Below are 11,143 nucleotides of genomic sequence, written 5' to 3'. Positions count from 1 at the left end.
ATAATCATTCTGGATGTTTCGTCTGTCAATTGTGCTTTGATCCAGACAGTCCTGTATAATCACAAGATCTGTGTGCAGCTTCCTTGTATCGACATTTATCTTATCCGACATAATCTTTCTCCATTCAATTATTTTGTATTTTTAGTATTACATCTTTTAAACCGTTTTGTCAACAATGGTTTTGTTTTTCTAAATTTATTTGTTTATATTTTTGTAACTAACAGCCACATTTTGACAAAATTTGTTTATTAATGTCAAAAGCATTATTGATTTTCTGATATTTTAGTATAAAATAATATTAGTTCATATTGAAATTGTATTAAAAGGAGAATGAAAATGAACACCAACTCAGCCAACTCAGCATATGAAAAAAACGAAAAAACTGTAGATAAGTATATTAAAGCTATTAAAAAAGAGTTTCCAATATACAGAAAGGGGGAAAAGAGATATTTAAAGATGCTGCGTAGTTCTATGTATGATTACGCAGTAAGTTTTGAAGGCGAGTTGATCACAGTATCACATCTGTCTAAAAAGTTTGGAAGTCCCAAGGATTGTGCCAATACATATATTGAATATTTAGGCACAGATACTATATGCCACAACATGAACGGAAAGAAATATGGGAAATATATTTTCATTACCGCGCTTTCTGTTATACTGGGTTTTGCAATATGTATATCAGTTATGTTGTATAAGGAATGGCAGATATCCAGACGTAGTGATATTGCATCAACTACTATTGTCATTCAAGAGGGTGTAACGCCAGATGATTTATCTGATAAATCACGGATAGATTCTGCTGAAGACGCACAATTAAATAATAGCTCGGAAACTCAGAATAATGATAATAACAATAATACTGATACGGAGGAATAAATATGAATAAAAAATTACGTAGATTATTAGCTATATGTTGTATGATCTTCATCTGTTTGTCTACAATAAACGTTCCAACTGTTAAGGCCGCAGAAGAAGATACGAGCGATGACTCTCTTACATTTGTGGAAGTTATCGAGGAAATGCCATCTCAGCCATCTCTGAGTAGAGCCACAAAAACCAAAAGTGCTTCCAAAACTATATACTGCAATGATTCTAACGGAAACGTTCTCTGGAGTCTTCAGATTGCAGCAACATTCCGTTATACAGGTTCTTCCAGCACATGCACATCCGCTAAAGCTGTAGCAACTTCTAATAGCTCATACTGGAAGGTAGCCACACCTTCTTGTTCAAGATCTGGCAACAAAGCAACTGCTAGTACAGTTGGGAAAAAGTACTCCTCAAAAGGCGTACTGCTTCAGACAGTTACTAAATCAGTTACTATATCATGTTCAGCTAACGGAACCATTTCCTAGTTAGTTATACAAGATAAAGAACAAGGCCACATACCACACGAAATATCTTACAGATTTTTCATATGGTATGTGGCTTTATTTTATCTGTACCGGCCAGACACCCCTACTAATGCAGATCTTATAACCAGCTCCAACGCAGTAGCAACAACGTATAATGCTATGCATATTACCAACTTCACGCCCGTAGAAAGCTTCTCACTTTTAGCAACCATAAACGTCACGACTGCCGCAGTTCCGAGCAGCAAGCCTCCTATGGCACCACCCATTATTCCCCAATATTCTATAAAATATAATACATAAAATACTACTATCCAGGCAGGAGCTTTTTGATTAGCTCCTGCACCATCTGGATATGTTCCCAGATCCATTCCATCCATAATGAGACTGATACCACTCACTGCGCTTATAACCAGATTCAGTTCTTTTCCTGCTAACGGGACTGTATAGCTCAACTGTTTATCTTTTCTTAAGGTGCCTGTTCTCTCCAGTGATCTGAGCTTGAAAGCCTCCCCACCATTAATAAATATACTTCCTTTCATGTACTCCACCAGATATTGAACACCATCTATCTGTACATTCCAGCCATATTTCTTTGTATCTGCCATTGCATTAACTCTCCCTTTTCCGTTAAATTATTTCTCATTTTGTTTTTTATAAATTTCGGATGCCTGCTCACTCATACTCATTGCCATATTATATGCTGCGGTATTTGTGTCACTAATTGCATTGTATAGCAGCTCAAGTTTACCTACGAATAAGGTCTCCGCTTCGCCCTTCCAATTCTTGTTAAAGCTTTCTGCCGATTGAAATAAACTATCTAGAATATATTGACTTATATTATTTCGGATTCCCAATATACCATTTATAGCAGATTCTATTTGAGCATACTCATAATCTGTTATTTTTTCCAACACAAATCACCTCTCCGCAACGTTTTTTTTGCTCTTTATATAATTTATATATTTATCAAGTTTTTGCTCTGATAATTTATCAAATACCATCGGCATACATGTATGATCGGTCATAGAATAAACTCCTGAAAATTCCAAAGAATCAACAAGTGCATATTCAACGTTCTCTGGCAGTTTCTCTATGCAATCCGCCACAACAATAAATGTAAATGCACACACACACAGATCATCACGCAGTGCTTCCACAATTCTATGATTTTTCAATAAAGCCATATCATCTACAAACACTATGTACCGCGGTTTCATATTTTCTACGCCGTCTCCACTCAAAGCCTTTCTTTCCTCGATTGCCTGTGCCAGCATGTTTAATACTTTTCCTCTTTTTTCAGGAGTGCCTGCTACAAGACTAATGCCCGTCTCCATCTGAGTTCTCGTAAACGACTCATATTTATTCCACCCCTTACTATGAACACTATCATACACAAATGCAACCTTAAGATCCTCTGGCACTTCATTTACCAAAATCTGCGTAGACAATGCCCTAACTATATCGTATGCCTTCCTCTTGTCACCGTGTCCTACTACGCCAAGTAATCCCACCTCGTCCAGACTTATCGCTTTAGGGATTTCATGTATTATTCCGTATTCCTCTTTGAGTTTTTTATAGGTTCTCTTTAATTTAATATTCTGTGGTGTATTTACCATATTGGGAAGTATGATATGCTCTGATATATCCAGATCACCTGTTCCTAGTCTATATGTAAGCATTACATCTCCCTGATTACGAATCTTTTTCTCTCCCCTCATAATTCTTCTTATCAGATTCTCTGCCGGCACAAACCGTTTGTTCATCCATTCTAAAGCGGCTTCTCTGTAAGAAATTATCTGCTTGCTAACATCCTCCAAATAGTTCTCTCTTATTTTTTTTATTTTCTTTCTTGAGGGTCTATTTCGTAAATAATCACGAATACTATCATATAAGGCCACAAGAGCAATCACTATTCCTACTGGTACAGCCCCCAGAAGCATAAGCGTATATCTTGTAACGGAAGGGCTTGTATGCGGTTCACCTGTCATCTCCATATATTTATAATACGCATACACGCCCAAAACCGCATAAAATGCTAATATTTTTATAGCTGTCCATATATCTTCTTTATTTTTATTAAGTTGGGGAATCGCATGCAATTTGAGATCACTCTCCATGCTTGGAAATCTTTCAATAATATTTTTATTTGTATCTTCTCTAATCATTTCTTACCTAATAAATTTAATTTCAACATCGCTATCTAATGCACACTTTGCTTTCATGTATAGATCTTTTAAATCTCTATTTGATATACTCCGTCCTCTTGCATCAATAACTATTGTCTGCTTTGTTCCTGTGGGCAAATTTGCTTTCATTTTCTGGCTTCTTGTCGTGACATCTTTGATAAGCATTGCCCTTCCACTTTCATTTTGAATATTATAACTTCTGACATCAATACAACTTCCATCCTTATACAATGTCGGACTTATACTTCCTTGAGCATTACGCGTTGATTTTTCTCCATTTAAAAAAGCCTGATTTTGACTGTAACCTTCATTTTTACTTGTAATTTTCCGGACAGTTTTCTCTTTTGTCGAAAGCTTTCCAACCTTGCGCTTTTCTCCTTCCATTGCCTTATTTTTTTCTATACTTTTTGTTCTTTTTACGTCAACAAATTTCTCGCCAATTCCAACAGCAGTATCTATCGCTAAATTATATGTAAAATTCTCTTTATATTGAATTGCGGCATCCTCCAACGAAACGTTTCTACAATGTGATTTCTCTTGGGCGCAATATATGGATGTCGACAAAGCCGAATTCCCCGCCATTACTGCGAAGTTAACGCCATTTACATAACCGGTTATTTTATATTGCTGTAAAAAAGCTGCAGTATTAGTCATCGTCTTTGCACTTTTCACTATAGCCAACGTCTCCCCAAAACCTTCCAGTAATCCAGTGGCTCCACCTTCCAAAGCACCCCACATATATGCATCAGCAAAGGCATCCGCAGGATTTTCTCCATTTTTGCATGCCATATAACATGAATACTCTGCATTCATCATAGATGTTGTTAGAGAACCCCACGCCATGTCTGCCGTTACTGTCTCTATCATAGTTGCTGCTGTTGTACTTGTCATTGCGCCAGTAGACATCGCTGCAGCAGTAACCTCTGGTGCTACAATAGCAATCACCAGCAATCCCACTATTATGCTCGTCCCAATGACTATCTTTCCTTCATTTGTCTTTGCCCACGGGGTAATTGCATATTGATTTCCAAGGTCTATACCCATTTGAGTATATGTATCATTACACATCTTATACTCTTTGTATATATCTTGCAAAGCTTTTGAAAACTTGTTCAACCGATCAGCTTCTTCCACAAACTCATCATAAGTTCTTATAAGTGCTGGCATGTCATATAACCCATCTGCCATTTTGCTGTATCGTATAACATCCATCTGCCTTTTATACATATCTATGTAATCCCCAAAGTTTTTACTGACGTTATTAAATTGTTCTACTTCTTCCTCCAGCTTCTCAAGATGTACATATAGTTCTATACCAGTGCCGTCCATCATTTACCCCTTAATATTACTTTTTAACCCAATATTTCTTTTAGTTAATTACGTCTCCCGACAAAGATTCTCCAATATCCACATTAATTGCTTCCACAGCATCATAGCTTTCTGTAATATTTACAATATCCATATAGTAATTAGACATATCGTCTACGATCTCATTCATACGATCTGATTTATCTGCCATATCTTCATAAATCTCTGTCCATCCATCACTTTCCCAATACCCATTTATTTTGTTGCATGTTTCTATAATACTTCCAAATCGCACAAGCATATCCGCAAAGTTCTTCGCATATAGTTTTTCAAATAGCAACATTTGCCTTAATGGCACCACTATTATTTCTGTATCGCTTTCCACATAACCATTCCTTCCTGAACTTTTCCCGATCAGAGTTCCTGAATCCTATCCAATACAGAAGCTTCACACTTCTCAAACAATTTACACATGTCATAAACGCCATCTATCTTATCCTTAATATCACTATATAAAGCCTTCATATTGGTCATAGCATTTCGAAATCCTTCATCATAAGTTTTTGCGGCCGGCCCGCTCCACTGTGACGCAAGCTCTTCATATCCACACTGGATAACAAGTCTTTCGCGCATACTCGCGTCAATATCATCCTTCAACGCCTTTATATCCGCATGTAACTGTTTTGTATTAATATTTATTTTTGTTGCCATACTCATCCTCTCAATTTATGTTATATACAGTATCTTACTTTTGGATATAGTTGTCAATATGTATTTAGATAATCTATTTTATATTGATCAGTATTTATTGTCATCGTTTTTTGCATATAAAAAGCCCCACACCCTACGCAATATCCTGAAAATATCTCATAGGGTGTGGGGCTTTTGTGTGACTGATGCTCAGGTCAACCGGCTTTTATACGTAGCTTGTTGTGTTGATCTTTACACCAGGGCCCATTGTTGAAGCAATTACAACGCTCTTAAGGTACTGACCCTTAGCAGCGGCTGGCTTTGCCTTAACAATAGCATTTATTAAAGTCTGGAAATTCTCGTTTAACTGTTCCTCTGTGAAAGAAACTTTTCCCACTGGCACATGGATAATGTTGGCTTTGTCAAGTCTGTACTCTATCTTACCAGCTTTGATATCTGAGATAGCCTTAGCTACATCCATAGTAACTGTTCCAGCCTTAGGGTTTGGCATGAGACCCTTTGGTCCAAGTACACGACCAAGACGTCCTACAACGCCCATCATGTCAGGTGTTGCAACAACAACGTCGAAGTCTAACCATCCCTCGTTCTGGATCTTTGGCACGAGCTCGTCTCCACCAGCGTAATCAGCGCCTGCTGCAAGAGCCTCGTCAACCTTTGCACCCTTAGCAAATACGAGAACCTTAACAGTCTTACCTGTTCCGTGTGGAAGAACTACGGCACCACGAACCTGCTGATCAGCGTGACGTCCATCAACACCGAGTCTGAGGTGTGCCTCTACTGTCTCATCAAACTTAGCTGAAGCCATCTTCTTAACTAAAGCAACTGCCTCAGTTGCCTCGTAAGCAGCGGTCTTATCATAGAGCTTGCTTGCATCTACATATTTCTTACTTTTTATCATTATTATAAACCTCCTGTGGTCATATCGGGAGCGACCCTCCCACTAAATATCTGTATTACTCTTCAACTGTAACGCCCATTGAACGAGCTGTTCCAGCGATCATGCTCATAGCTGACTCAAGGCTTGCAGCGTTCAGATCCTTCATCTTAAGTTCAGCGATCTCCTGAACCTTAGCCTTAGAAATTGTTGCAACCTTAGTCTTCTTTGAGTTTGCAGAACCTGACTTGATGTTACATGCCTTCTTGATAAGAAGTGATGCAGGTGGAGTCTTTGTAATGAAGCTGAAGCTCTTATCCTGGTATACTGTGATAACAACAGGAATGATCATGTCACCTTCATTAGCTGTTCTTGCATTGAATTCCTTTGTGAAAGCAACGATATTTACACCGTGCTGACCAAGAGCTGGTCCAACAGGTGGTGCAGGAGTTGCCTTTCCTGCAGGTATCTGTAATTTGATGTATCCTTCTACTTTCTTTGCCATTTTAGCATTCCTCCAAAATACTGTGGTACAATCCACTTGATAATTACAACTTCTTGATATCAGCAAACGCAATATCAACAGTATTCACACGACCAAACATTTCTACTTCGATGGCTACGGTCTGTTTTGCAGTATTAATTGCCTTAATTGTTGCTACTGTGCCTTCCCAGGCACCTGAAGTAACCGTTATTGAGTCTCCCACTTCAACATCGATGACAACCTCCTCTGAGGTCTGATACAGATTGCTCAGCTCCTCATCAGTGAGTGGTACAGGCTTTCTTGGATCTGATCCGACAAATCCTGTAACTCCTCTGGTATTACGTACAACATACCATGTAACATCGTTCATGATCATGTTGATGAGAACGTAACCAGGAAGTATCTTTCTCTCGATCGACTTTGGCTTACCATTCTTAATCTCTGTGGCATCTTCAACCGGAACGACTACCTCTAAAATCTGGTCTTGTAAATTTCTGTTTTCTTTTGTTTTCTCAATATCAGCCTTTACTTTGTTTTCATATCCTGAGTAGGTATGAACAACATACCATCTTGCATTCTCTGCCTCTGACATATTCTTCACCATCCTTTACCCAACTATGAAATTCAAACCAATCTGGATCAACCAATCTACGATAGCTATGATACAGCCGAGTACGACTGAGGAAACAACTACCGCAAATGACTGTCTTGCAAGGGAGCTCTTGTCAAGCCATGTAATCTTCCTGAACTCTCCCTTTAATTCCTGAAACCAGCTTCTCTTGAGAGTATTTGACTTTTCTTCTTTACTAGATTTAGACATAACTCTATTCCTCCTTACTGGTTCAGACTATTTTGTCTCCTTGTGTACTGTATGAGCCTTGCAGAATCTACAGTACTTCTTTGTTTCCATTCTGTCTGGATGCGTTTTCTTATCCTTTGTCATATTGTAATTACGCTGTTTACAATCCTGACATGCCAATGTTATTTTAACGCGCATTTCCACTTACCTCCATTGTTATTTTAAGGCACAAAAAAAAGACCTCTTTCATCGCAAAGTCTACAATAACACAATCGACCTATGCAAGTCAAGAAGTCTTTTATATAATTTCTAGTATATTTGATCCTGTCCGTCTATCTTCCGTTTGTACTCATGTCTTTTATGACATCTATGAGATCCATGTCGGAATCTGTGAGCTTCACATTGGTACAAATGGTCTTGCCCTCTGTATCTGTGATCTTCACTTCTATTATATAGCCTTCCTTTATTCCTGTGGCAGCGGCTGCCCTGAGGAACATAGGGAACTTTGGATGATTCTGGACGAACCGCTCCCAGGCTCCTTTGATCTTAAACATCATTCCCGGATTAAATGCCATATTTATCAACCTCTCTGTAAATCTTACTTATATCAGTATTATTTCAAAAGACCTATCGCTCCGAACAATCCTATACTTCCAAGGTACATGATCACTCCTGCCATGATCACTCCCAGCATGACCATGATAACGCTTTTCTTCCAGTCAAGCTCAAGGAAGCTGGCTGCCAGTGTTCCTGTCCACGCCCCGGTTCCCGGAAGTGGTATTCCCACGAACAGCAGAAGTGCGATATACACTCCAGTGCCGGACTTTGCCATGAGCTTCTGTCCGCCGTGCTCTCCCTTCACAAGACACCATGTGAAGAATTTGCCTATGAATCTCTTGTCTTTTCCCCACTCAAGCACACGTCTTGCAAACCAGTATATAAATGGAACCGGTATCATATTGCCTATGACGCACACTATAAATGACGGTATACTCGGAAGTCCAAAGCCCACCGAATACGGTATGGCGCCTCGAAGCTCAAGTATTGGTACCATGGATATAAGAAATATAGTCAGATATTTTTTTAACATAACGATCCTCTCATTTAATTTTCAAGTCCGGCTCTAACATAGAACGGCTCTGTCACCTCTGTCACTTTCTTACCAAGCATGTTGTCTGCTCTGACCAGTGCCACCTCGATGCCAAATGAATGAGGCTTCATAAGAGGTATGAGTCCGGCAAATACAGGCTTCTCGTCTCCGTTTACCTCAAGAGCAACAAGATACTTATCCTCCTGTCCCTGCTCCTCCATCATCTGTATATACGCTCTGTCAACATTCTCTTTGTCTGCCAGATACTCTCTTGCAGCATCAAGCATCTGTATCGGCTGATACTTTGGTGTTCTGAGCTTGACTGTTGCGCCTGGCTTGATCTTGCTCTGTACAAGTCCTGTACGTGAGCGCTCTCTGTACTGACGGATAAACTCTCCTGATATAAAGCAGTTCTCAGTGAAAGGATTCATAGCTATTCCGCTTATGTTTCCATTTGAATTGAACACAAGATCCTCAAGCTGCTTATATGGAAGTATTATTCTCTGGAAGCCATCGTTAAACTGCGATGAAGCCATCGACTCATAATCTGTGAAGCACGGAAGTACCTTGTCTCCCTGCTCATTTGTCAGAAGTGAGAAGTTGATCTTCACTCCGTCCTGGAATGTAACCTTTCCATTCTCATCAGGCTTTGGCTCCTGGTCGAACTTTGCAGGAACTATAAATACTGCATGGACCACTGACTCAAAGAGCTGCTTAAGTGTATCCTTGTTCTCATTTTCTCTAACTGCGTGCATAGCCTCAACAAGCTCCACGTTCTCAATCTTTTTTCCAATGTCTTTTACGTCCATCTCGTTATCCTTTCATTAATTAATTGTGTATTATCTCTTCTCACCGTAATGCTCGTTGTAAAGCTTCACCGCTTCCTCATAGTGCTCTTCATCAGCCTTTGCCTGATCTGATCTCTTGGACAACACAAGATCCGGTCTCACATCCGGCATGCTCTGGCCTATCCTTGAGGTAAATTCCGTAAAGAACTCCTGGCCACCTGCATATGATGCCATCGGTATAGCCACCATTCCCTTTGAGGTTGCAAATATGTATCCTCTGTTCACGTGATAGAACGGCTCTACAACGCGCTCATTCTCTACTATATCATCTATCTCGTATTTTCTCCACATAAATGGTATCTTACTGAAATATATCGCCTTGTCATCCATCTTCACCGCCGATGATACCGCTATCCTACAGAATATCGCAAGTATAACGCTCACACAGAATGCAAGTATGACTGCAATCCTTCCCATACCTTTATTGAGACTGTCCACTCCAAATACAGCCATCACAATGAGAAACAGTATGAGCAGGCTTACTATGAATACCATAGGTCCAACTGTGGAATAACCTCTCATAACTCCGTTCTTATTCTTGCGGCATTTTCCGTAGTAGCTTATTCTTGAAGGCTTCATACCGAGATCCTCTCCACACAGAGGACAATACTTCTGGTTGACCGTACAGTTTGCCGGTATTGATTTGCCGCAGTGCGGACATCTGAAGAATATGGTGTTTATAATGCCTGATATAAGCGCAAGCACTACGAACAGAATCCAGCCCATGCTTATATTTCCTGCAAATGCAAATCCAAATATACACAGCACTCCTACTATTGGCAAAGCTGTAGACAGTAACTTTGATATATAAAGCTTCATCTTTCTCCTCCAAATCTAACAGCGGCGTCTATCCCTGCCGCCATCTCTGACCTGTTAAGTATAACATAATTCATCTTTTTTTCAATATTCCAGCGAAAAGAGCTGTCTGCACAGCATTTTGCCGGATTCCGTGGCAAATATATTATCGTATGCCGTCCTTATAGTATCTGCGTCCGCCTTATCCTCATACATGTTGACGAGGAAATCGGCCTCCACCAGTATCAGATAATCCAAACCGTCTATATTCCTGTAGGTGTGGTGATGTGCCACCAGATAACATGCCCTCTCCACTGCGGCATCTTCTGCACCTGCCTCTCTGAGCAGCCGTCTTGCCTCAGGAGGTCCCTCCTGTTCCTGCAGCTTGCCATTATTATATCCATATTTCAGTTCTGCGTTCTTTATGCCTATATCGTGGGCAAGTGCTGCGATCTCCAGGACCTGCATCTCGTCGGGCTCCATGCCCTCCATCTCAGCTATCAGCTTCGCAAATGAATGAACCTTCAGGAAGTGATGTACCCGTCTGGAATCCCCGGCATAGTATTCAATCATTTTCTCTTTTACTATAGAAACCAAATTTCGTGCCATGTCATCATCCGCCTTTCTTTATGACTCGTATCATTCTAACACCACTATTTGTGAATAGTCTATACAGTTTATAAACATTTAATCTTC

General features: G+C 39.8%; 18 protein-coding genes. 2 read left to right on the top strand and 16 right to left on the bottom strand.

Translation table 11 applies throughout. From position 1 onward, the window contains the following. Nucleotides 1-336 precede the first annotated feature (336 nt). Together ABUA34_RS07090 and ABUA34_RS07085 are read left to right on the top strand one after the other, a co-directional pair. Nucleotides 337-876: a DUF6120 family protein gene (locus ABUA34_RS07090; protein WP_120124748.1), complete on the top strand. Its 540-nt coding sequence runs from the start codon at nucleotides 337-339 to the stop codon at nucleotides 874-876. 2 nt (nucleotides 877-878) lie between these two features. Further along, nucleotides 879-1,352 (top strand): hypothetical protein, encoded by a 474-nt coding sequence (locus tag ABUA34_RS07085; RefSeq protein ID WP_055280679.1) that lies wholly within the window; start codon nucleotides 879-881, stop codon nucleotides 1,350-1,352. Between the two features lie 80 nt (nucleotides 1,353-1,432). Here the strand turns inward: ABUA34_RS07085 and ABUA34_RS07080 are convergent, their stop codons facing one another. From ABUA34_RS07080 to ABUA34_RS07005, 16 genes are all read right to left on the bottom strand, one after another. Continuing rightward, nucleotides 1,433-1,957, bottom strand: coding sequence for a hypothetical protein (locus ABUA34_RS07080; RefSeq protein ID WP_118650105.1), 525 nt, complete (start codon nucleotides 1,955-1,957; stop codon nucleotides 1,433-1,435). 27 nt (nucleotides 1,958-1,984) lie between these two features. Then, nucleotides 1,985-2,266, bottom strand: a complete 282-nt coding sequence (locus ABUA34_RS07075; RefSeq protein ID WP_022216205.1) for a hypothetical protein — start codon at nucleotides 2,264-2,266, stop codon at nucleotides 1,985-1,987. 3 nt (nucleotides 2,267-2,269) lie between these two features. Then, nucleotides 2,270-3,517: a type VII secretion EssC family protein gene (locus ABUA34_RS07070; protein ID WP_349823066.1), complete on the bottom strand. Its 1,248-nt coding sequence runs from the start codon at nucleotides 3,515-3,517 to the stop codon at nucleotides 2,270-2,272. Between the two features lie 3 nt (nucleotides 3,518-3,520). Beyond that, nucleotides 3,521-4,867, bottom strand: coding sequence for a hypothetical protein (locus ABUA34_RS07065; protein WP_055147868.1), 1,347 nt, complete (start codon nucleotides 4,865-4,867; stop codon nucleotides 3,521-3,523). 40 nt (nucleotides 4,868-4,907) lie between these two features. Further along, entirely contained in the window at nucleotides 4,908-5,231 is a 324-nt protein-coding gene (locus tag ABUA34_RS07060) for a hypothetical protein (RefSeq protein ID WP_055147871.1), read from the bottom strand. Between the two features lie 29 nt (nucleotides 5,232-5,260). Beyond that, the gene (locus ABUA34_RS07055) at nucleotides 5,261-5,557 is read right to left on the bottom strand and encodes a WXG100 family type VII secretion target (RefSeq protein WP_055147874.1); all 297 of its coding nucleotides are present in this window, start codon (nucleotides 5,555-5,557) and stop codon (nucleotides 5,261-5,263) included. 205 nt (nucleotides 5,558-5,762) lie between these two features. Then, nucleotides 5,763-6,455 (bottom strand): 50S ribosomal protein L1, encoded by a 693-nt coding sequence (gene rplA / locus ABUA34_RS07050; protein ID WP_015533477.1) that lies wholly within the window; start codon nucleotides 6,453-6,455, stop codon nucleotides 5,763-5,765. Nucleotides 6,456-6,510: 55 nt separating this feature from the next. After that, a complete protein-coding gene (rplK, locus tag ABUA34_RS07045) occupies nucleotides 6,511-6,936 on the bottom strand; it encodes a 50S ribosomal protein L11 (RefSeq protein ID WP_015533478.1) in 426 nt (141 codons plus the stop codon). Between the two features lie 43 nt (nucleotides 6,937-6,979). Then, complete coding sequence (gene nusG, locus ABUA34_RS07040) at nucleotides 6,980-7,507, bottom strand: transcription termination/antitermination protein NusG (RefSeq protein ID WP_015533479.1); 528 nt, start codon at nucleotides 7,505-7,507, stop codon at nucleotides 6,980-6,982. Nucleotides 7,508-7,522: 15 nt separating this feature from the next. Next, entirely contained in the window at nucleotides 7,523-7,735 is a 213-nt protein-coding gene (gene secE, locus ABUA34_RS07035; RefSeq protein WP_015533480.1) for a preprotein translocase subunit SecE, read from the bottom strand. A gap of 27 nt (nucleotides 7,736-7,762) precedes the next feature. Beyond that, nucleotides 7,763-7,912, bottom strand: coding sequence for a 50S ribosomal protein L33 (gene rpmG / locus ABUA34_RS07030; protein WP_004849439.1), 150 nt, complete (start codon nucleotides 7,910-7,912; stop codon nucleotides 7,763-7,765). 134 nt (nucleotides 7,913-8,046) lie between these two features. Further along, a complete protein-coding gene (locus ABUA34_RS07025) occupies nucleotides 8,047-8,289 on the bottom strand; it encodes a hypothetical protein (protein WP_055280684.1) in 243 nt (80 codons plus the stop codon). A 38-nt stretch (nucleotides 8,290-8,327) separates the two neighbouring features. After that, nucleotides 8,328-8,804, bottom strand: coding sequence for a COG2426 family protein (locus ABUA34_RS07020; protein ID WP_022216200.1), 477 nt, complete (start codon nucleotides 8,802-8,804; stop codon nucleotides 8,328-8,330). A gap of 14 nt (nucleotides 8,805-8,818) precedes the next feature. Further along, entirely contained in the window at nucleotides 8,819-9,613 is a 795-nt protein-coding gene (locus ABUA34_RS07015; RefSeq protein ID WP_015533482.1) for an enhanced serine sensitivity protein SseB, read from the bottom strand. Nucleotides 9,614-9,643: 30 nt separating this feature from the next. After that, nucleotides 9,644-10,471: a zinc ribbon domain-containing protein gene (locus tag ABUA34_RS07010; RefSeq protein ID WP_015533483.1), complete on the bottom strand. Its 828-nt coding sequence runs from the start codon at nucleotides 10,469-10,471 to the stop codon at nucleotides 9,644-9,646. Nucleotides 10,472-10,552: 81 nt separating this feature from the next. Continuing rightward, nucleotides 10,553-11,056, bottom strand: coding sequence for an HD domain-containing protein (locus ABUA34_RS07005; protein ID WP_055147888.1), 504 nt, complete (start codon nucleotides 11,054-11,056; stop codon nucleotides 10,553-10,555). Between the last annotated feature and the right edge of the window lie 87 nt (nucleotides 11,057-11,143).

Origin of the sequence: Coprococcus sp. RTP21428st1_C9_RTP21428_210409 (assembly GCF_040227395.1) — a bacterium.
In the GTDB taxonomy this organism is placed as follows: Bacteria; Bacillota; Clostridia; order Lachnospirales; family Lachnospiraceae; genus Coprococcus; species Coprococcus aceti.
Note: the sequence above shows the minus strand (reverse complement) of the source record. Positions and strands in the feature narration are given on the sequence as shown.